Origin of the sequence: Aquimarina sp. ERC-38 (assembly GCF_026222555.1) — a bacterium.
Lineage (GTDB): Bacteria > Bacteroidota > Bacteroidia > Flavobacteriales > Flavobacteriaceae > Aquimarina.
This window is the reverse complement of record NZ_CP098511.1, coordinates 389,272-413,180: the sequence shown is the minus strand read 5'-3', so window position 1 is coordinate 413,180 and position 23,909 is coordinate 389,272. Positions and strand designations below refer to the sequence as shown.

13 protein-coding genes are annotated in these 23,909 nt (G+C 36.0%); 11 read left to right on the top strand and 2 right to left on the bottom strand.

Annotated features, from left to right (window positions below):
• The first annotated feature begins 35 nt into the window (after window positions 1–35).
• Window positions 36–2,819, top strand: a complete 2,784-nt coding sequence (gene infB / locus NBT05_RS01835; RefSeq protein WP_265771719.1) for a translation initiation factor IF-2 — start codon at window positions 36–38, stop codon at window positions 2,817–2,819.
• 112 nt (window positions 2,820–2,931) lie between these two features.
• On the opposite strand, the gene NBT05_RS01830 is transcribed toward infB, so the two are convergent.
• A complete protein-coding gene (locus tag NBT05_RS01830) occupies window positions 2,932–3,360 on the bottom strand; it encodes an SPOR domain-containing protein (protein ID WP_265771718.1) in 429 nt (142 codons plus the stop codon).
• Window positions 3,361–3,593: 233 nt separating this feature from the next.
• Between NBT05_RS01830 and NBT05_RS01825 the strand changes: the two genes are divergently transcribed.
• From NBT05_RS01825 to NBT05_RS01790, 8 genes are read left to right on the top strand one after another with little or no spacing between them, the layout of a single operon-like run.
• The gene (locus NBT05_RS01825; RefSeq protein ID WP_265771717.1) at window positions 3,594–4,973 is read left to right on the top strand and encodes a c-type cytochrome; all 1,380 of its coding nucleotides are present in this window, start codon (window positions 3,594–3,596) and stop codon (window positions 4,971–4,973) included.
• Between the two features lie 55 nt (window positions 4,974–5,028).
• A complete protein-coding gene (locus tag NBT05_RS01820; RefSeq protein ID WP_265771716.1) occupies window positions 5,029–8,181 on the top strand; it encodes a TAT-variant-translocated molybdopterin oxidoreductase in 3,153 nt (1,050 codons plus the stop codon).
• A gap of 38 nt (window positions 8,182–8,219) precedes the next feature.
• Window positions 8,220–9,947: an NrfD/PsrC family molybdoenzyme membrane anchor subunit gene (gene nrfD, locus NBT05_RS01815; RefSeq protein ID WP_265771715.1), complete on the top strand. Its 1,728-nt coding sequence runs from the start codon at window positions 8,220–8,222 to the stop codon at window positions 9,945–9,947.
• Between the two features lie 4 nt (window positions 9,948–9,951).
• Entirely contained in the window at window positions 9,952–10,491 is a 540-nt protein-coding gene (locus NBT05_RS01810; protein ID WP_265771714.1) for a DUF3341 domain-containing protein, read from the top strand.
• Between the two features lie 6 nt (window positions 10,492–10,497).
• The gene (locus tag NBT05_RS01805) at window positions 10,498–11,205 is read left to right on the top strand and encodes a c-type cytochrome (protein WP_265771713.1); all 708 of its coding nucleotides are present in this window, start codon (window positions 10,498–10,500) and stop codon (window positions 11,203–11,205) included.
• A 25-nt stretch (window positions 11,206–11,230) separates the two neighbouring features.
• Complete coding sequence (locus NBT05_RS01800; RefSeq protein ID WP_265771712.1) at window positions 11,231–12,631, top strand: quinol:cytochrome C oxidoreductase; 1,401 nt, start codon at window positions 11,231–11,233, stop codon at window positions 12,629–12,631.
• A gap of 35 nt (window positions 12,632–12,666) precedes the next feature.
• Window positions 12,667–13,743 (top strand): cytochrome c oxidase subunit II, encoded by a 1,077-nt coding sequence (locus NBT05_RS01795; protein WP_265771711.1) that lies wholly within the window; start codon window positions 12,667–12,669, stop codon window positions 13,741–13,743.
• A 56-nt stretch (window positions 13,744–13,799) separates the two neighbouring features.
• Entirely contained in the window at window positions 13,800–15,626 is a 1,827-nt protein-coding gene (locus tag NBT05_RS01790) for a cytochrome c oxidase subunit I (RefSeq protein ID WP_265771710.1), read from the top strand.
• A gap of 318 nt (window positions 15,627–15,944) precedes the next feature.
• On the opposite strand, the gene NBT05_RS01785 is transcribed toward NBT05_RS01790, so the two are convergent.
• Entirely contained in the window at window positions 15,945–16,220 is a 276-nt protein-coding gene (locus NBT05_RS01785; RefSeq protein WP_265771709.1) for a hypothetical protein, read from the bottom strand.
• A 1,577-nt stretch (window positions 16,221–17,797) separates the two neighbouring features.
• Between NBT05_RS01785 and NBT05_RS01780 the strand changes: the two genes are divergently transcribed.
• Together NBT05_RS01780 and NBT05_RS01775 are read left to right on the top strand one after the other, a co-directional pair.
• Window positions 17,798–20,365 (top strand): RICIN domain-containing protein, encoded by a 2,568-nt coding sequence (locus NBT05_RS01780; protein WP_265771708.1) that lies wholly within the window; start codon window positions 17,798–17,800, stop codon window positions 20,363–20,365.
• A gap of 278 nt (window positions 20,366–20,643) precedes the next feature.
• The gene (locus NBT05_RS01775) at window positions 20,644–23,673 is read left to right on the top strand and encodes a carbohydrate-binding protein (protein WP_265771707.1); all 3,030 of its coding nucleotides are present in this window, start codon (window positions 20,644–20,646) and stop codon (window positions 23,671–23,673) included.
• Window positions 23,674–23,909: the final 236 nt, after the last annotated feature.

The following is a 23,909-nucleotide window of genomic DNA, read 5'->3' as shown; positions in this document are numbered from 1 at the left end:
AAATTATATTTGAGCATAAAATAAGAAGGGCATTTATGGCTGAAGCAAAAACAATGAGATTAAATAAGGTATTACGTGAATTCAATATCTCGCTGGATCGGGCGGTGGACTTTTTGAATGCAAAAGGTCACGAGATAGATGCACGTCCTACCACAAAGATTTCTACGGATATCTATCAGCTTTTGTTTGATGAATTTCAAACGGACAAAAGCAAGAAGGTAGCGTCCAAAGAAGTAGGGGAAGAAAAGAGGAAGGAGAAGGAAGCTTTGCGTGTTCAGATAGAGTCTGAACAGGAAGAAAGGCGTAAGCGTGCGGAGGCAAGAGAAGTAGTGAGAGCTAAAGCACAATTAAATGGCCCTAAACAAGTAGGTAAGATTGACCTGAATGCTCCGAAAAAAGAAAACCCACCGATCGCCGAAGCAAAGTCAGAAGAACCTAAAATTGAAACAAATAAGGAAGAACCGGTAGCTGAACCTAAAGAAACGATACCCGAAGTAGTTTCTAACCGTCCTGTGAAAAAAGGAATTGTTAAGGTAGCTCAAATTGATATAGAACAAAATAAAGCCAAAAAAGAAGAAACTGCCACGGTATCCAATGAAACCAAGGCAGAAAAGGAAACTGCAGAACCCGAAGTACCAGCAGTATCCGAAGTGGTAGAGACTAAGTATAAAAAACTGGATGGCCCTAACTTTACGGGTCAAAAAATTGATTTAACGCAGTTTAAAAAACCGGTTAAAAAGAAAGACGATAAAGCCTCATCCGGAGATCCTAAAAAGCGAAGACGCCGTATCAGTAAAGATACATCAGCAGGAGGCCGTCCCGGTGGACAAGCTGGCAACCGGGGAGGCAATAATCGCGGTAGAGGTGGTCAAAATGCTGGTAAAGGACGTCGTCCTGCGGTTACTAAAGAGGAACCAACTGAAGCAGAAGTACAAAAACAAGTTAGGGAAACCTTAGAAAAGCTTCAGGGTAAATCCAATAAATCCAAAGCAGCCAAATACCGTAGAGATAAAAGAGATCAACATAGGCAAAAAGTCGAAGATGATGTTGCGCAGCAAGAACAGGACAACAAAGTATTACAAGTAACAGAATTCGTTACGGTTTCTGAAGTGGCAACTATGATGAGTGTACCCACTACCCAGGTGATTTCAGCATGTATGTCATTGGGGATTATGGTAACTATGAACCAAAGACTGGATGCAGAAACCTTGTCTATTGTAGCAGATGAATTCGGTTATGAAGTAAACTTTGTAACTGCTGATATTGAAGATGCTATTGAAGAAGTAACTGATGCACCCGAAGACTTAGTGAATCGTGCACCGATTGTAACGGTCATGGGTCATGTCGATCATGGTAAAACATCCTTACTGGATTATATACGTAAAGAAAATGTAATTGCCGGAGAAAGCGGAGGGATTACACAGCATATTGGAGCTTATGGGGTTCAGTTAGAAGGTGGGCAAAAAATAGCATTCCTGGATACTCCCGGTCACGAAGCCTTTACTGCAATGCGGGCAAGGGGTGCGCAGGTAACGGATTTAGCAATCATTGTGATTGCAGCAGATGATGATATCATGCCACAAACTAAGGAAGCTATTAGTCACGCACAAGCTGCCGGAGTACCTATTGTGTTTGCAATCAATAAGGTAGACCGTCCCGAAGCAAACCCGGAGAAGATCAAAGAAAAGCTAGCTTCCATGAACTTGCTTGTTGAAGATTGGGGAGGTAAAATACAATCTCACGATATCTCGGCAAAAACAGGTCAGGGAGTTAAAGAACTTCTGGAAAAAGTATTATTAGAAGCCGAAATATTAGAATTAAAAGCAAATCCAAAAAGGTTTGCTTCCGGAACAGTAATCGAAGCTTTCTTGGACAAAGGAAGAGGTTATGTCTCTACCATTTTAGTACAAACCGGAACCCTTCGTATCGGAGATTATGTATTAGCTGGTAAGAATAGTGGTAAGGTAAAAGCCATGCAGGATGAAAGAGGTAAGAATGTAAAAGAAGCTGGTCCTTCCACACCAGTATCTATTTTAGGTCTTGATGGTGCGCCGCAAGCAGGTGATAAGTTTAACGTATTAGAAGACGAAAGAGAAGCTAAAGATATTGCGTCAAAAAGAGCACAATTACATCGAGAGCAATCCGTTAGAACGCAACGTCATATCACGCTTGACGAAATTGGAAGACGTATTGCCCTGGGAGATTTTAAGGAACTAAACATTATTTTAAAAGGTGATGTGGATGGTTCTGTAGAAGCTTTAACAGATTCATTCCAGAAATTATCAACAGAAGAAATTCATGTTAATATTATCCATAAGGCAGTAGGTGCAATTACAGAGAGTGATGTGCTCTTAGCTTCTGCATCAGACGCAATTATCATTGGATTTAATGTACGTCCGGCAGGTAATGCCCGTATGGTTGCTGATAAAGAAGAAATTGATATTAGGACCTATTCTATTATCTATGATGCGATCAACGATTTAAAGGATGCCATGGAAGGTATGCTATCACCGGTGATGAAAGAAGAAATTACAGGTACGGCAGAGATTCGGGAAACCTTTAAAATTTCCAAGATCGGAACTATTGCAGGTTGTATGGTACTTACAGGTAAAATTATTAGAAATGCAGGAGTACGTTTAATTCGGGATGGGGTAGTAGTTTATACCGGTGAACTGGCTTCGCTAAAGAGGTTTAAAGATGATGTTAAAGAAGTATCCAAAGGATATGACTGTGGACTTCAAATTAAAAACTACAATGATATTAAAGAAGGTGATATTGTAGAATGTTATCAGGAAGTAGCGGTTAAAAAAACGTTATAGTGTCTTTATAAGTCAAAAGCCTTTTTTTAAAAAGTAACTTCATAAAAAAAGTTGTGTTTATTTAGTAAACACAACTTTTTTATATTTTAGGTTTAAAGTTAGATCGAAAATGCTATTCGGGTTTAAAGCTAAAAGCGGTTTTAAACGTCTTTTTCACTTCTTTTAAAGCACGATCTACTTCCAGTTTAGTGCGATAATTTCCTAGCCATACCTTAAAGTTCGGAGTTTCCCAAATAATGCTGGCATCCCACTGCGGAAATTCTTCCTGAGCCTTTGTCAGTACCTTTTGAGCTTCATTATTATTGCCGTAATACAATTGTATACGATAGTTTTCACTTAAACTACCTTTCTTATCCATATCCGTCTTGATAGACAATAGCTTTTTAATCCGTACATCTTCATGGATTGTCACTTTTCCCGGTTCTTTTTGGAAACTAACTATGTTGGGTTGTGTAATGGACTCTTTTTGGTCATTTTGAGCATAATTAAACCCTGTTATCAAACATAATATGAATGTAATTACAATTCTTTGAATCCCCATATTTTCCTGTATTTTTATAAAGTTTTACAAAGTTAAAACATAAATAATGATCTACCACTTTAATCATTATTTAGAATAATTATAAATTAATATCTAACACTTCTCTAACATTTCTCAAATCGACTTTATGTACTACTTTTGCTGTCGAATTAAAATGTGTGAATGCTGTTTATTTTTTACTAAAAAAATAGAAAAAATCATACCAAAATATAGACGATAATTCAAAGTATTATATGAAAAAGGTTAAACACCGGTATTCAGTCTGTAGCCTCTTATTTTTAGGAGCCTTCTTTTTATTTCTTTCCAACAACCTGGTTTTTGCTCAAGAACAGATTAAAGAAGCTGATGCTATTGAAGCTCCGGATGATAGTGATGTAGCAGCTAAGGATAAGATTGAAGAAGCAGATGCGGTTGAAGGTGAATCTGCTGGTGATATAGCTAAAGGAGAATCTTTATTTAAATCCTTATGTGCGGCATGTCATAAACGATATAACCGAGCTGTAGGTCCGGCATTATACGGAGTAACTGAAAGAAGGGAAAAGGAATGGTTATACAAATGGATTAAAAATAGTTCGGCTTTAATTGCTTCGGGAGATGCACAGGCAAATGCAATCTATGAAGAGTACAATAGAGTAGCTATGAATGCTTTTCCTCAATTATCCAATACGGATATTGATGACATTTTAGCTTATGTTATGGTACCCAAAGCAGAAAAAGCTCAAACTGCTGCGGGACCTGGAGACGGAGGAGCTGCTATAGGAGGAGGTTCTTCGGTTTCTAATAATTTGATTTTAGCAGCGCTGGCATTAGTATTCTTGATGTTAGTAAGCGTTTTATTTTTAGTTAATAAAACCTTACGATCTTTTGCAGTTGCTAATGGAGTAGAACTTCCTCAGAAAGAAGTTAGAAAACCGATTTGGAAAGTTTTTATAGAGAATCAGTTTTTAGTTTTTGTTACCGTCATAGTAGTACTTCTAGGGAGTGCCTATTTTGCTTACGGAGCAATGATGCAGATTGGGGTTGATCAAGGATACATGCCTGTACAACCAATTCACTACTCTCACAGAATTCATGCAGGTATCAATCAGATCGAATGTAAATATTGTCATTCTTCTGCAAGGGTTTCTAAACATTCCGGAATTCCTTCTTTAAATGTTTGTATGAACTGTCATAAGGCTATCGCTGAGGTGGCAGAGACTACTGCAACTGAAGAATATTCCAAAGCTTTTTATGATAAGGAAATCAAGAAATTATACAAAGCCGTAGGTTGGGATCAAAATACGCAATCGTATACTGGTAAAACCGAACCGGTAAAATGGGTACGAATTCATAATTTACCAGACTTTGCTTATTTCAACCATTCACAACACGTAACGGTAGCAAATATTACCTGTCAAAAGTGTCATGGCCCGGTAGAAGAGATGGAAGTTATGTATCAACATGCGCCACTTACTATGGGCTGGTGTATCAACTGTCACCGGGAAACTAACGTGAATATTGAAGGTAGTGGGTATTATGACCAAATTCATGCGGAACTTTCTAAGAAATATGGCGTGGAGCAATTAACAGCGGCTCAAATGGGCGGGCTGGAATGTGGAAAGTGTCATTACTAAATAAAATTAACGCTTACCATAGCGTAATAAATTAAAAGAAGCTAATATTAAATATATGTCATCAAACAAGAAATACTGGAAAAGTGTTGAGGAGCTTAAAGACAAAAGCCCTATTGTTGAGACGCTACAACAAAATGAATTTACACAGGATATTCCTACTTCAGAATTTCTGGGAGATAAAGAAACCCTGGATACTTCAAGTACTTCCCGTCGTGACTTCTTAAAATATGTTGGCTTTAGTACAGTGGCTGCTTCGTTAGCTGCCTGTGAAGGTCCTGTTATCAAATCAATCCCATATGTAGTGCAACCGGAGCGGATTGTGCCTGGTATTGCTAATTATTACGCAACCACTATAGCAGACGGATTTGATTTTGCCAGTGTTTTGGTTAAAACCAGAGAAGGCAGGCCTATTAAAATAGAAAGTAATGATCGTGCTACGGATAGTGGCGAAGCTAATGCAAGAGTTCATGCCTCCGTACTTGGATTATACGATAATACCCGATTAAGAACGCCATTAAAAGAAGGTAAAGAAACCGATTGGAATACTCTTGATAGAGAAATACGTGCAAAATTAACCGGATTAGGGGGTAAGAAAATTGTCTTCTTAACTCCGACTTTTGCAAGTCCTTCTACAGCCAAATTAGTTGCTGAGTTTAGCAATCGATATACGAATGTTGAACATGTAATTTATGATGCGGTTTCATATACGGAAGCAATAGACGCATATGAACAAATGTATGGAGTTCGGGGGCTAGCTGACTACGATTTTTCCAAAGCACAAACTATTGTAAGTGTAGGGGCGGATTTTATCGGAGATTGGCAGGGAGGTGGCTATAAGTCCGGATATTCTCAAGGAAAGGTTCCTAGAAATGGTAAAATGTCCAAGCATATTCAGTTTGAGGCAAATATGACCTTAAGTGGAGCTAATGCGGATAAAAGAATACAGGCAACGCCTACGCAGCAAAAGCAAGTTTTAGCGGCGCTTTATACTTATATTACCGGGGCGGGTAGCAAAGGAGCATTAGACGGAAACTTAGATAAAGAAGTAGTAGATACTGCTAAATATATTAAAAAAGCCGGCAGAAATGCGTTGGTAGTAACGGGTTTACAGGACACGGATGCGCAGTTATTAGTTTTAGCAATTAATAAAGCTATTAATAGCCGGGCTTTTAATCAGGATACGCCTAAGCTCACTCGACAGGGAAATGCTAATAGAGTGAAGCAATTAGTTAAAGAGATGAACTCCGGAGCTATTGGAGCCTTATTTATTGCTGGCGTTAATCCGGTATATTCCTTGCCCAATGCTACAGAATTTAAAACTGGTATGGGTAAGGTAGGACTATCTGTGGCGTTTAGTATGTTTAAGGATGAAACATCGTCCCTATGTCAGTACATAGCAACCACTCCTCATTATTTAGAATCTTGGGGTGATGTAGAGTTTAAGAAAGGATCTTATAGTTTGGTACAGCCTACTATTCGTCCGTTATTTGATACTAGGCAATTTCAGGATTGTTTGCTTAAATGGACGGATAAATCCATAAGTTATAATGATTATATTAAAAATAGCTGGAATAGTATTTTAGGAGGAGGTTCCTGGAGTCAGGCTTTACAAGACGGTGTTTTTAAAAGTAATACTTCTGCAACACTAATTACTCCGCAATCCGAAGTTATTCCTGCTGAAACTAGTAATAATAGTAGCGAAGAAGCTACAAATACAGAAGCACCTCTTGCTACGGTGGTCAACCGAAATCCGGATGTAAACGGAGCATTAAGAAGATTAGGTGGTGCTAAAAAATTAGGGAATATAGAGTTGACTTTATATACCAAAACATCTTTGGGTGACGGACAACAGGCGAATAATCCCTGGTTACAGGAAATGCCGGATCCTATTACCCGAACTTCCTGGGACAACTACTTAACGCTATCTTCTGCAGATGCAGAAACTCTAGGCCTGGAGAATGAAAATGTGGCTAATGGAGCCTTAAATGGAAGTTATGCTACGGTAACCGTTAGCGGAACTTCTGTAACCGTACCGGTAATTATTCAACCGGGTCAAGCTAAGGGTTCAGCCGGATTAGCACTAGGTTATGGTAAAAAAGAAGGATTAAAAGAAGTAATGCAGGTAGGAGTCAATGCCTATCCTTTATATAAAGATTTTAGAGACGTACAAGCTGCGCAGATAACTGTAGCAGAAGGTACTCATGAATTTGCTTGTGTACAATTGCATAATACCCTGATGGGTAGAGGTGACATTGTCAAAGAAACTACCCTAGAAGTTTTCAATACGAAAGATAAAGCGTATTGGAATGTAATGCCGGAAGTAAGCAAGAATCATATTGAATTTGAAGTAACTTCACCCGAAGTAGATTTATGGGATGAATTTGATCGCTCCGTAGGACATCATTTTAATCTTTCAATAGATTTAAATGCTTGTACAGGTTGTGGCGCTTGTGTGATTGCCTGTCATGCCGAGAATAACGTACCGGTAGTAGGAAAAGAAGAGGTGCGTAAATCCAGGGATATGCACTGGTTACGTATTGATAGATACTACTCTTCTGAAGATGAATTTAACTTAGACGACACTAAAAAAGAAGAGATGTCCGGTTTAGGAAGTTCGTTATCAGAGTTTGCCGAAATGGAAGTGCCTGACGATAATCCGCAGGTAGTATTTCAGCCGGTGATGTGTCAACATTGTAACCATGCTCCTTGTGAAACTGTATGTCCGGTAGCAGCTTCTGCTCATGGTCGTCAGGGTCAAAATCACATGACGTACAATAGATGTGTAGGTACCAGGTATTGTGCAAATAACTGTCCTTATAAAGTGAGACGTTTTAATTGGTTCTTATATAATCAAAACGATGAGTTTGATTTCCATATGAATAATGATTTAGGACGAATGGTTATTAATCCGGATGTAACGGTACGCTCAAGAGGGGTCATGGAAAAGTGTTCGCTATGTATTCAAATGACACAAAAGACCATCTTAGATGCGAAGCTGGCAGGAGAACCGGTAGCAGACGAAGCATTTCAAACCGCTTGTTCTAATGCATGTCCTTCTAATGCTATGGTTTTTGGAGATATCAATGATAAAGAAAGTGAAGTATACGCTTTAAAGAATGATGATCGAATGTATCACTTATTAGAGCATGTGGGTACAAAGCCTAACGTAATCTATCAGACTAAGGTTAGAAATACCAGCAAAGCTTAATTTAATAAATAAAAGAATAAAAATCAATTATAAAGGATATGTCTCATTACGAAGCACCTATACGAAAGCCTTTAGTTACCGGGAATAAAACTTACCACGATGTTACGATTGATGTGGCTGCCCCGGTAGAAGGTAAAGCTAATAAATCATGGTGGATTGTATTTTCTATCGCACTTATTGCTTTCTTATGGGGATTAGGCTGTATAACCTACACTGTTGCTACAGGTATTGGTGTATGGGGACTTAATAAAACCGTTGGTTGGGCCTGGGATATTACCAACTTTGTATGGTGGGTAGGTATCGGACACGCAGGTACTTTAATTTCAGCAGTACTATTATTGTTCCGTCAAAAGTGGAGAATGGCAATTAACCGTTCTGCAGAAGCAATGACTATTTTCTCAGTAATCCAAGCAGGTTTATTTCCGATTATCCACATGGGTCGACCCTGGTTAGCTTATTGGGTATTACCAATTCCTAATCAGTTTGGTTCATTATGGGTGAATTTTAATTCTCCGTTACTTTGGGATGTATTCGCAATTTCTACGTATTTATCGGTTTCCCTGGTTTTCTGGTGGACAGGATTGTTACCTGATTTTGCTATGATTCGAGATCGGGCAATAACACCATTTAATAAGAAAATTTACAGTTTACTTTCTTTTGGTTGGAGCGGAAGAGCTAAAGATTGGCAACGTTTTGAAGAAGTATCTCTGGTACTTGCAGGATTAGCAACACCTTTAGTACTTTCCGTACATACTATTGTATCCTTTGATTTTGCGACTTCAGTTATTCCTGGATGGCATACAACGATATTTCCGCCTTATTTTGTGGCCGGGGCAATTTTTTCGGGATTTGCAATGGTAAACACGCTTTTAATTATCATGCGTAAAGTATCAAATCTGGAAAATTATATTACCATTCAACATATAGAATTAATGAATATTGTAATTATGATTACGGGTTCTATTGTTGGAGTTGCCTATATAACCGAATTATTTATTGCCTGGTACTCCGGAGTAGAGTACGAACAGTATGCATTCCTTAACCGGGCTACAGGACCTTACTGGTGGGCATATTGGGCAATGATGACTTGTAACGTATTTTCACCACAGTTTATGTGGTTCCCAAAATTAAGAAGAAGTATTATGTTCTCCTTTATAATTTCTATTGTGGTAAACATAGGAATGTGGTTTGAGCGTTTTGTAATTATTGTTACTTCGCTACATAGGGATTACTTACCTTCTTCTTGGACAATGTTCTCTCCTACTTTTGTAGATATTGGTATCTTTATTGGCACCATCGGCTTCTTCTTTGTTTTATTCCTGTTATATGCCAGAACCTTTCCGGTGATAGCACAGGCAGAAGTAAAATCCATATTAAAATCTTCCGGAGAAAAATATAAAAAGTTGAGAGAAGCCGGTAAAGATCATAGAGACGAATTACCAAAAGGAAGAGCTACGGTTTCTTCAGAAGCTATTGTACAGGAGTTAAGTTCAGAAGAAAAGGATGCAAACGTCCAGACTTTATTACAGAATGTGGGTACGTATGATCCTACGATGCACACAGCCGATGATTTAAAAGTAATCAATGGAGTAGGTCCGGTAATGGAAGTTAAATTAAACGAGTTAGGTATTTATACCTACGGTCAGGTAAGTCGAATGACAGCCACCGAATATAGGTTATTAGACGCAATAACCGGATCATTTCCGGGAAGGGCACAACGAGATGATTGGGCAGGACAAGCACAAAATTTAAAAAATAATAATTAAGAGTATGGCATCTACAGTGATACATGCATTATATATAGACGACGATATCCTGATGGATGCCGTTAAAAAAGTTCGTGCGGAACACTATCATATTGAAGAAGTGTTTACTCCATTTCCGGTTCATGGTTTGGATAAAGCAATGGGCTTACCACATACGCGGTTAGCAATTACCGCTTTCTTATACGGTTGTGTTGGTTTGACTGTGGCTATTACGATGATGAATTATATTATGATTGAAGATTGGCCTCAAAACATTGGAGGGAAACCAAGTTTTAGTTTTTTAGAAAATATGCCGGCCTTTGTACCAATTATGTTTGAATTAACGGTGTTTTTTGCGGCGCACTTAATGGTAATTACATTCTATATGCGAAGTAAGTTATGGCCGTTTAAAAAAGCAGAAAATCCGGATGTTCGTACTACTGATGATCATTTTTTAATGGAAGTGGATGCAGCAAATCATGACGTAAATAAGTTGACGGAGTTCCTAAGTGATACCGGAGCAGTAGAAATCAAAGTGGTAACAAAGCAAGAAGATAAGCATTAGAAAATAATGAAGAATATAACTTATAATATCGCATTTCTCTTAATACTAGTGTTTGCAGTTTCTTGTAAGGACAGTAATGATAGGAATATTCAATATATGCCTAATATGTATCGTCCGGTAGGATATGAGGCTTATGGCGAATATGAGGTTTTTGAAAATGAACAAGAAGCTAAGTTACCGGTAGAAGGTTCTGTACCTCGTGATTGGTTACCTTATGATTATCCGGACTCAGCAGAAGGGTATCAGGCTGCTAAAGCAAGTCTTAAAAACCCTATTAAATATACCGAAGATAATTTAGCGGAAGGCGGACAATTGTATAATATCTATTGTGCTATTTGTCATGGTGCAAAAGGGAACGGTAAGGGATACCTGGTAGAAACGGAGAAAATACTAGGTGTACCGAGTTATGATGATCAGGGAAGAGCAATTACCGAAGGTAGTATTTATCATGTGATGTATCATGGTATCAATTCTATGGGATCTTATGCTTCTCAAACGAATGAAAAAGAACGTTGGCAAATTGTTGCTTATGTAGAAAAATTAAAGGCAGATTTAGAAGGTAAAACTCCTAGAGAAGACGATAAAATAAAGAATACCATTGATTCAGTATCTGTAGATCAGGAAGGACTTAAAAAAATGAGCCCCCCTATTAATTCAAAGAATGTAGACGATCTTGAAGAAGCTGCAAACGAATCAAAAACAACATCTAAATAATAGTTAGCTCAACGATATATATCTTATGTATACGATATCTAGTAAAATAAAATTATTTTCCATCATCTTAGTAGTTGTTGGAGCAATTGGTTTAATAGCAGGGTTTATTGCTGCCCCCAGTTCTATTGAGGATGTTAAAGAAATTATGGCGTCTCATGACGGACATGCAGATGATCATGCACCAGTTGCCCTTGGTAAGGTAGAAAATCATGCAAAAACAGATGCGGTTGTGCATGATGATGTAAAACCAAATGGTGCCTTTGAAGGAAATACTCATAAAGCCGCTAATGATAATCAAAAAGATGCACATGGCGAAGATGAGCATTACGAACATATCCTACACCAATTGCAGAATAGACCCTGGGCTTCTTTGTATATAGCTGCCTTCTTTTTCTTTATGATTGCCTTAGGAGTATTAGTCTTTTATGCAATACAGTTTGCCGCTCAGGCAGGTTGGTCTCCGGTATTGTTTCGGATTATGGAAGCGATAACCGCTTATTTATTACCCGGAGGTATTATCATGTTTGTAATTTTAGCTTTATCCGGTTTTCATATAAACCACTTATTCGTTTGGGCAGACCCGGAAGTAGTAGCACATGATGAATTGATACAAGGAAAATCAGGTTGGCTTAACGGAACAGGGTTAGTAATAAGAGCTGCTATCTTTTTGGCCGGATGGTGCATCTACCGTCATTTTGCAGTAAAGTATTCTAGAAAGCAGGACGAAGATAGTGCTGGTAATGTCTGGTATAAAAAGAGTTTTAAGATTGCCGCGGGTTTTCTTGTATTTTTTATTTATACAGAATCTATGATGTCATGGGATTGGATCATGAGTTTTGATCCGCATTGGTTTAGTACCTTGTTCGGATGGTATGTTTTTGCCAGTCTGTTTGTTTCCGGAATTACAGTAATAGCATTGATTACCATTTACTTGAAGTCCAAAGGATATTTAGATTTTGTAAATAATAGTCATATTCATGACCTGGCAAAATTTATGTTTGGTATTAGCATCTTCTGGACCTATTTATGGTTCTCTCAATTTATGCTGATCTGGTATTCTAATATTCCTGAAGAAGTAACCTATTATATAACACGAATAGAAGATTATAAGCTGCCGTTTTTTGGTATGTTAGTTATGAATTTCTTATTTCCATTACTATTATTGATGAATAGTGATTTTAAAAGAATCAATTGGTTTGTAGTAATGGCAGGAGTAGTGATACTTTGCGGTCATTATATAGACGTATACAACATGGTGATGCCTGCAACCGTAGGAGAATCCTGGTTTATCGGTTTACCTGAGGTAAGTGCGGTATTATTATTCTTAGGATTATTTTTGTTTATCGTATTTTCAGCGTTAACTAAGGCACCATTATTAGCAAAAGGAAATCCGTTTATAGAAGAAAGTAAGCATTTCCATTATTAATAAAAGTATAAAGGCAAAAAAAGGAGTTTTATAAAATGACTGTATTTTTAACAATAGTAGTAATAGCATTAATAGGTATTTCCATCTGGCAAATGTCTAAAATATTCAAATTGTCTTCAGTAAAGAATACGGACAATTCTGAAGTGGCTAATGATGAGGATAATAATAGGCAGGGGAAAATGATGTTCGGATTCGTCATATTCTTGTATGCCCTGATGATTTTTTGTTTTATAAACTATCGTTCGTTTTTTCTTCCTGAGGCTGCATCAGAACATGGTTCAGAATATGATAATTTGATGTTTATATCCATGGTTTTAATCATGTTTGTGCAGATAATCACTCAAGGTTTATTACACTTTTTCTCGTATAAATACCGAGGAAAAAAAACAAACCGAGCTTTATTTTATGCAGATAATGATAAATTAGAATTTATATGGACTATTATACCGGTTATCGTATTGGCAGGTTTAATTATCTACGGTCTATTTACCTGGACGGATATTATGAATATTGACGAAGAGGAAGGCGATCCGTTAATAGTAGAATTATACGCTTATCAGTTTGATTGGAGAACCCGTTATGCAGGAGCGGACAACGTTTTAGGAAAAGCAAACGTACGTTTTATCGAGGGGGTAAATACCTTAGGAGTAGACGAATCTGATAGCTACGGAAACGATGATGTAATATCAAATGAATTACATCTGCCAGTAGGAAGAAAAGTGATATTTAAATTGCGTTCACAAGATGTATTACATTCTGCTTACATGCCCTTTTTTAGAGCTCAAATGAATGTGGTGCCGGGAATGATTACAGAGTTTTCATATACACCCGTACTTACTACCGAAGATATGCGTGAAAAAGAATTTATGATCGATAAGGTTGCTACTATAAATAAAATTAGAAGAGAAAAAAGTAAAGAGCTTACTGCTAACGGAGAGGAGCCTTTAGAATCTTATGAATTTGATTACTACTTGTTATGTAATAAAATTTGTGGTGCTTCTCATTATAATATGCAAATGAAGTTAGTGGTTGAATCTGAAGAAGAGTATGAAGAATGGATGAAGCAACAAAAAACGTTTAAAGAAGAATTATCTGCGCAAGCAAGTAATTAATTTTGTTAGGAAAGAAAAAGAAAAAGTAGTATATTAAAGTAAAAAAAATTAGCGATATGTCAGTAATAGCACATGCACCTGATCATGCGGAAGACCATACCGATGATCACGCACATCACCACAAAGAAACATTTATTACAAAGTACATTTTCAGTCAGGATCATAAAATGATCGCTAAGCAATATTTAGTTACTGGTTTGATTATGGGTATCATAGGTATTGCTATGTCGTTGTTGATGCGATTACAATTAGCATGGCCAGATCATAAATTTACCATATTTGAGGTTTTGTTAGGTAAATTTGGTTCGGAAGGCGTAATGGATCCTAGTATTTATTTGGCCTTAGTAACCATTCATGGTACTATCATGGTGTTCTTTGTTTTAACGGCGGGACTAAGTGGTACTTTTAGTAACTTATTAATTCCTTTGCAAATTGGTGCAAGGGATATGGCTTCCGGATTTTTAAATATGGTATCGTATTGGTTGTTTTTTACCAGTAGTGTAATCATGGTTATCTCATTATTTGTTGAAGCAGGGCCTGCTTCTGCAGGATGGACAATCTATCCGCCGTTAAGTGCCTTGCCTCAAGCTATTGGTGGTTCCGGATTAGGGATGACCTTGTGGTTGGTATCTATGGCTATTTTTATAGCCTCCTCCTTGTTAGGTTCCTTGAATTACGTAGTTACGGTTATTAATTTGCGTACCAAAGGAATGTCAATGACTCGTTTGCCTTTAACTATTTGGGCATTTTTTGTTACGGCGATTATTGGTGTAGTATCCTTCCCAGTATTATTATCTGCTGCATTATTATTAATAATGGATAGAAGTTTTGGAACTTCTTTTTACTTGAGTGATATTTACATTCAGGGAGAAGTTTTACACAACCAGGGAGGTTCACCGGTATTATTCGAACATTTATTTTGGTTTCTAGGACACCCGGAAGTTTATATTGTATTATTACCGGCGTTAGGAATTACTTCTGAGATTATTGCTACAAATGCAAGAAAGCCAATTTTTGGATATAGGGCAATGGTTGCATCTATTTTGGCAATAGCTTTTTTATCTACTATTGTATGGGGGCATCATATGTTTATTTCCGGAATGAATCCATTTTTAGGTTCCGTATTTACTTTTACTACCTTATTAATTGCGATTCCTTCCGCAGTAAAAGCTTTTAATTATATTACTACCCTCTGGAAAGGTAATTTACAATTGAATCCGGCTATGTTATTTTCTATAGGATTGGTTTCTACTTTTATTACCGGAGGATTAACCGGGATAATATTAGGAGACAGTACGCTGGATATTAACGTACATGACACCTATTTTGTAGTAGCGCATTTCCATTTAGTAATGGGTATTTCTGCACTTTACGGATTATTTGCAGGAGTATATCATTGGTTTCCTAAAATGTACGGGCGAATGATGAATAAAAACTTAGGATATGCCCATTTCTGGATAACGGCTATTGGAGCTTATGGAGTTTTTTTTCCAATGCATTTTATAGGCATGGCGGGATTACCACGAAGGTATTATACGAATAGCTATTTTCCGTATTTTGACGATTTGGCAGATACCAATGTATTAATTTCTGTCTTCGCTATGATTACAGCCGCAGGTCAATTATTGTTCTTGTACAATTTTATAAGATCTATGTTCTACGGTAAAAAAGCAGTACAGAACCCATGGAAATCAAATACGTTAGAATGGACTACTCCGGTAGAACATATTCATGGTAATTGGCCAGGTAAGATTCCATCTGTTTATCGTTGGGCATATGACTATAGTAAAACAAATGAAGATGGGGAGTATGTAATTCCAGGACAAGACTTTATACCACAAATAGTCCCACTTCAAGATAAAGAAGAAGAATTAAATCATTAAGTATACACATACATAACGAACGTTGTTATTACTAAAAAAGTCTTTTCATTTTGAAAAGACTTTTTTAGTATCATTAATGTCCGTTTAGAACAAATAAAAGTATCTAATGTAGCGTAAAATAGGCATTTTTAACCTTTAAAGTATTTAAAGGTTGCTTTCTAACTTTTTTAAAATGATTAGTATTGATTCTTGATTCTGGAAGCGATATCGGCCTACCCGTCCGCAGGCGGATCTTGATTCTTTACTAGACACTAATATTTTATGATTATAATCCACTTAATATCATGATGGAATTAATAACAAAAGGATACTTTCATTTTATAACAGGGTATCAATGTCGTCATCAATTGATTCTGATCTATTTTCCCGTTTTTCATCTATTATTTTTTGATCAGGATTTAGATAATCAAAATTTGATCTGCTTTCCAGATGTTGTTTAAACGAAATAGATGCAGGTTCGTTTTGTTCACTTTGATTTTTATTTGATAAAGGAGAATTTTTAGAAGTATTCATAGCTTTGCTTTTAAAGATAGCTTCAAAATTCAGGATAATTACAAAGATAAATATTCGTAAAGCGTTAAAATCATACCTCAATTATCACTTATCTAAGTTAAGGAACTACCTTTATAGAATTTTAATACATACAAGTATTCACTTTGAGTTTTTATACTCCCGCACATATTATTTGTTATTGCACTGTTTTTACGCTATTGTTATGTGGTTTTTTAGGAGGTAATGAACTCTTACTTATCATAAAACCTTTATCCGGTTTCTCACTTATATATCTATATATCGAAAATAAAGCAAAGGTACATTGGCTTTTTCCTTTAACCATTTTAATAATTGCAGTGAATGATGCTTTTGTTCTTCAAAATTTTGAAATAAATTTTAAGATAGTTGGCTTTTTATTATCGTCTTTTTACTTCCTTAATATTTTTTTACTAACTCCTTACGCACCATTTAAAAGTTGGAAAATTAAAGAATTAATAAGTATACCCGCAATTGTCACAATTTTTTTAATTTCATATTTGACTATATCCATTTTGCAAATGGTTTTTGTAAAGTTAGAAGAATCTATAGGTTTCATTATTCTAATTCTAATTAGCTTATTTTCTTACTTAATTGTTTGTTTTATAGTATATATAAAAAACAGGTTTACTCATGCTTTCTTTCTATGTGTTTCAGCTACTGGTTCTATTGTTGTAAATGCTATGGTACCTATCCATGAATTGTATGTATCAAGCCACTTCTTTGCTGCAATTTTAAACACGGTGGACTTCCTAAGTATGTTTTTCTTTTTACAATTTTTGATAAGGGGAACATTAAAACCAGATAGTTTAAAAAAAATGGATTCTCTATAACACTATCATCAGATTAGCATTTATTTTGGATAATTGCTATTAAAATAAGGTGAAATTTGTATAAATACTTATTCAAAAATTATTATAACCTTAACAATTCGCATAAAGAATCAATGGATTTATTAACTTTTGTAATAAAAGAATATCCAATCTAGTTAAAATTTGATTTTTTAAGGGAATTATAATCTTTGACTTAAATACTACAGGAGCTATTTATTGAATTATTAATAATTATATAGTAAAATTTATAATATTATAATAATTAAACGAATAATATATGAGAAACTACGAATTCTAGTAAGCTTCTTTCAAATAGTATAATAGGTCAAATAGGTTAAATGCTTTTTTCTAATTTCGAAGTGGATGATCTTACCTTCATTAGTTAAGGTTTTAACATAATTTGAAGGTGAATCTCGTTAAGTTTAGTTTCGATCAGGTTCTGATGAAATACTTACATAAAATTCAAATCCTTGTTGTTAACTTAATTTAACATAGACATATTGACTGTTTTAATAAGTAGAAAGTATAAAATGCCTCAAAATATACATTATTTTCAAGCCAAACTGAAGGGTTTTCATATGCTCTTCATACTTACTATCGTTTTCTTCATAGACATTAACTATACATATTCTCAAACGAATTTGGTGAACTTGGATAATACATACAATGTACAGCGTTCATTTCTTGGATATGATATAAACAAACGTGCTATTCAATTTTATGTTGAAAATTTAAATATCAAATTAAAAAAAGACTACTCAATACATACAACTAATAACACATTCTCAACTAATTATACAAACTCTTTTTATGAAAACAACTACGTATTTAATTATACTTCTCCTTATTACAGTCAATAGTTTTTCAGTCTTTTCTAAAACTATTTATGTAGCACCTAATGGAAAAGATAGTAATTCCGGTACCATAAATTCACCCTTTGCCACTTTTGCTAAGGCTGTTTCCGTGATGTCCCCCGGAGATACATGTTTTATCAAAGCCGGTACTTACGAGCAGGAATTGAATATTGGTAGAAGTGGAGCCCCCGGTAATTATTTAACTTTTAAAGCGGTTCCGGGCGATAAGGTTTACATTAACGCTACAAAAAAAGTAAATAACTGGACAAAACATAAAGGCAGTATTTACAAAGCTAATGTGGCTATGGGCTTAGATCGGTTAAATGCCGTATATTTTAAAAAGGAATATATGGATTTGGCAAGATGGCCTAACAATACGGATAACAATCGCTGGACCATAGATTGTAAAAAAGTAAAAGGCGGAAGTGGGTCTTCTTTTTTAGTAGACGGCATTCCTAATATTAACTGGAAGGGTGGTTTAGTTTACTATTTGGGAGGACATTCCGGAACGAGCTGGACACGAAAAATTACAGGATCTTCTCCAGGAAGAATAAATCACACAGGAGTAAATGTTAATAACTGGCCATTCAGGCCACATAACCCTACTTTGAATAGAGGTAAAGGTGGTAGAGGACAATTGTTTCTATTTAATAAATTAGAAGTTTTAGATTATGCCAGAGAATGGTATTATGATAGTAAAACTAAAACTTTATATTTTCAAACACCAAATGGGCAGATTCCAGCTCGGGGTACGGTTGAGGTAGCTAAAAGTAGGTACACCGCCCAAATTAAAGGTAAATATGTTAGAATAGAAGGAATCAACTTCTTCGGAGGTAGCATAAGAATACAAGGTGACCATAATATTTTCCAAAATAATAAAGTAGTCCATGGAAATGAAGGTTATGATAGGCTTGATAATATTAATGCAAGTCTGGGTGAAGGGGCCATAGAGGTATTTGGTTCTAATACTTTGGTAAAAGGTTGTTTAATTAATCATTGTGCTAATAATGGCATACTAATTCCTAGCAATAATAATAGGCAAACCAATACAAGGATCGAACAAAATACGGTTTTAAATACGAATTACCTGGGTATTCATTCTTCTCCTATCAGAACAAAGGCAAAGAACATGAAGGTTCTGAAAAACGTAATTAGAAATTCCGGTAGAGATGGGATGTACGTAGGAGGTCGTAATTCTGAAGTTGCCTATAACGATGTATCTTATGCGGAAAGAATTAATAGTGATTCCGGATTATTCTATATGGTGGGGAATGACGAATTAAAAGGAACCGAAATTCACCATAACTGGTTTCACGATGCTAAGGCTCCTTCTTATACCGATGGAAAAGCGGCTGGAATCTATCTAGATAATAATAGTAAAGGGGTAAAAGTTCACCACAATGTAATCTGGAATGTATCCTGGTCCGGATACCAGGTAAACTGGGGGAATTGGAATCTTGATTTCTTTCATAATACCATTTGGAATTCCGGACGAGCAATGGGTTCCTGGGTAAATGGGTATGTTCAGAAAAATAACCGAATTTATAACAATTACTCCAACGTAGGAGATTGGTATAAAGCACCTGCCTTCGATATAAAAAATAATGTGATCTCCGGAACTTCTCCCTTTGAAAATGTAAAAGGTAGAAATTTTATGCCAAGGAAAAACAGCGCCGTGGTGGATAAAGGAAGAGTTATTAAAGGTTTTTCTAAAAAATTCAAAGGAGCCTCACCTGATATAGGTGCGTATGAACTCAATGGTACCAGATGGACCGCAGGAATTAATGCGATTGAGGACACCGGAAATTCTTCCAATAATAATAACAACAATGATAATGATAAAGGGGGTCAGTTCATAAAGAATGGTACTTATTATATATCTTCTACGACCTCTACTCAACGATTAAGGTCTAGAAGTGACAATGCTCACAACGTAGAGATGATGAAACCCTTTGGGTTGGATTTCCAAAAATGGGAGTTTAAACATTTGGGTAATAATATTTATACTATACAAAATAAAGGCACTAAAAGATTTATGGAAGTACCTTTTGCAGGGTGCGGAAACAGTGAAAATGTAGCTACCTGGACTGCTGCCAGGGGTGACCATCAGAAATGGAGAATAGTAAAGAATGGTGCTAGTTTTGGATTAAAACCACTTCATTGCCAGAAAATGGGATTAGATAGAAGATCAGGAACTACTAATGCGAATGTTCAAATCTGGAATTATAGTAGTAATAACGTAAATCAGAAGTGGAAAATAACATCTGCAACTAGTGGTAAAAATACAGAAGTTCTGGATTCTAATACGCAATTCGTAATGTCACCCAATCCGGTAAAGAATAACCTTACCATTTCTAATATACAAGAAGGAGCAGTCATTACCATATATGATTTTCTTGGAAAAACCCTTAATCAGAGAATTGCCGGAAGCGAAGAAGAATCATTCGATCTATCAGAACTAAGTCCGGGGGTCTATATAGCCTCAATAGCTGGGAAAGGGAAGTTACAGTTTATAAAAGAATAGTAAAACAGCTTTTTTTGAAAACCAAAAGATAACAAGCGTAGCGTTTATTGCTTGCTACTTTCTAAGCGACAATTTTAATAAAGAAGAATAATAGATATTAAAGACACTAGTTTTAAAACAGGTAAATAATCCAATTATATGAAATTATAAAGCCTTAAGATAAAGGGTTCTGGAGATCAGAAATTAATTAACTCTTAATATAAAGATTTACTCCCCCTTTCCATTAGGAATACAATATTAAAAATTAACTACAAATTTTAATCGTCAACTACATTATTATGAAACACACGAAAACAATTTTTTTATTAATGCTACTCATGATTTTCCTGGGTAGTGATGCTTATGCGCAAATTCCTTTTTCAAAAGGTAGAATTGCGATAAGCTCAGATGGTAATGCACATGATAAGGATGACTGGGCAGCTTCTGCCGCTTCCCTTATGATGCTTGCCAAGGCAGGTTTACAGGATAAACTTGCTTTATATACGTACAGTGATCATATCTGGTTAAATAATTCTCCAGGTCTTCAGGAAATGGATGCCAGTATTAAAGGTGCCAGAAATAGATGGGGTTTTAAAAAAACCAAATTCATTGAGGCTATAAATAACCAGGAGGCTGCATTTAATGGAGTGCGAGATGAGGTAAATAAATCTTCTGCATCCAATCCGCTTTTTATCATTATCGGTGGGCCTACGGAAGTTGTGGCAAGGGGATTACAAAGAGCACAAGCTGATAAACGAAAGTTTGTAACTCTTATCTCTCATTCAGATTGGAACGAAGGACATTCAGATCATAAAAACCCCGGACAGTGGGATTACCATAGAGGGACTACCTGGCCAGAAATGAAAGCGCAATTTAAAGGACCTAACTCTCCTAAGTTTATTGACCTTAGAGATCAAAATGGGCCAAATCAAGCCAATTTCGGATTTAATACAAATGGTCTTGCGAATAAGTGGAGCTATTGGAGCTGGATGCTTAACCACAAGGATGAATCTATCAGATGGGTATATAAAAGAATGCAGGCAACCGGTAAACCTGATATGTCTGATGCCGGAATGACTTGGTTTTTAATTAAAAATGATGAAAACGGTAATCAGGTGAAACTAAAAGATTTTATCGGTAAAGGGATTACTGGTGGAAGTGTAGATCCAGATCCGGATCCGGATCCGGAACCACCTACAGATAACTGTGTAGCTATTGAAAAGAATGGAGTAATTGCTGTAGAAGCAGAACACTTTGCTAGTCAAACCTTAACAAGTAAAAGAAGATGGTACAATTCTACCAGTGGTTCCCTTCCTAAGCCAGACCCGGATCCGGTTCATCCTGGTGCTAGTAGTGGTGAATATTTAGAATTGTTACCAGATACCAGAGTAACTCACGGTGACCCGTTGATTATAGGTGAAAATTATTCTCCGACTCCCGGTAATATGGCCATTCTTAATTATAAAGTGAGGTTTAGTAGCCCAGGGAAATATTTTGTTTGGGTAAGAGCCTTGTCAACCAACTCTGAGGATAACGGAATTCACGTTGGTCTTGACGGAAAATGGCCGGCAACAGGAGCCAGAATGCAGTGGTGTAATGGAAAAAAACAATGGACTTGGGAAAGCAAGCAACGTACGCCTGCTAAACATTGTGGGGAAGAAAGAAAAATTTACTTAGAGGTTCCTACTGCCGGAGTTCATACCATTTCTTTCTCAATGAGAGAAGACGGTTTTCAGATCGATAAATTTGTATTATCCAAAGCTTACACAAAACCTGTAGGAACTGGTCCTGCTGAGGTATTAATAAATTGTGGAAATACTAACGTTCCTGTAGTAGACGGTGGTAGAGTAACCACGGCTAGCGGACAAGTTGCTGTTACTACCATTACCGGGGATAACAATCCTGACGTAATTAATTTTAAAAATACAAGCACAGCACCTAAGAATTCTAAATATATTTATTTAATTACAGATGCAGCCGGTAAAATTTTAACTACAGAAGCTTCTTCTCATGATTTTGAAGGAACATCAGTAGGAATTTGTAGAGTATACGGATTGTCTTATACCGGTAACCTAAATCTTTCAGGAAAGAATGTTTCTGGAAAAGGTTTATCAACCGGAAAATTCTCAGTATCTAATAATTCAATTACAGTTACTAGAAAGAAAAAGGGAACTACGAATCCTGATCCTGTTACTGGTATAGCAATTCCCGGATCTTTTGAAGCGGAAGCTTTTAGTAAAAAATCAGGAAATGTTGTCGTTGAAAACACTCCGGGAGGAAGTGGTAAGAATTTAGGCTTTATCAACAATGGTGACTTTACAGAGTATGCTGTAGAGGTAACCTCTGCCGGAACCTATAGTTTTCAAGTTCTTGCTTCTAGCGGAACCAAAGGGGGAACTATAGATATTATGGAAGGTGCTAAAAAAGTAGGAACAATTACCGTTCCCGGTAATGGAAAATGGCATGACTATAAAACTTATAGCAAAAATGTTTCTTTATCAAAAGGTAAAAAAGCATTAAAATTAATGTTCAAAGGAGGAGCTGGATATTTATTTAACCTAGATAAAGTAACAGTTTCTAAATCTCAAAATACGGGAACAGGTAATGGTAATAAAACGAATACGGTAACTTTAAAGCCAATTCATGATGCGTATCTACAGGGAACTTCTCGTTATAATACGAACATAGTTCGTGTAGAGAAAGGAAGAAGAACCGCCTATCTAATGTATGATTTATCTGCCATCAAAGGTGAAATTAAAAAAGCGGAACTTACCTTCCAGATTGAAGGAGATCCGGGTGCTGGTAAATTAAATGTAAATGTAGGAAAAGGGGTTAATTGGACAGAAAATAATCTATCAAATAGCAACAAACCTGCATCTTTAGGTATATTAGGTAGCTTTAGTGGAAAGTTTGGTCTTAATGAAAAGAAAAGCATAGAATTAAAAACCGGATTAATGAAGAAAGGAAAAATATCCTTATTGTTAACCGCAGTTTCTGGAAATGATTTTGCTTTTGCATCAAAAGAACATGGTAAAAAAGCTGCTCCGCAATTGATAATTACCTACACTAGTGGAAAAGCACTGGAGGATGGTAATGCTGAAATAAGCATGTACCCAAACCCAACTCAAGACCTTGTAAATGTAACCGGATTGGTAGTTGGTGATATTGTTAAGGTATATAATACATTAGGGATGCTTCAAAAAGAAGTAGTAGTAAAAGAAGATGCCACTACAACTATTGATATGAGTCAGTTTTCTTCAGGATATTATTTAATGAATATTCTTAGGGAAGATAATACGCGTGTTATCAGAAAGCTGATCAAAGAATAGTTCTGCAATTAAAGGATAAACTGCTAATTTAGAAGCTGGTAGGTAATAGTATATCGATTAGCTTTGGAATAAATATCGAGGATTTTTATATCCTCGATATTTTTTTTTAGATATACAAGACTATAAAAATACGGGGAGTATTACCTTTATCTTTCTGAATTACAGTTATTTAGTAATCAAATTATAGCGATTTTAGAAATAATTAACTATCTTTACCACTTATTAAATTATTTTAT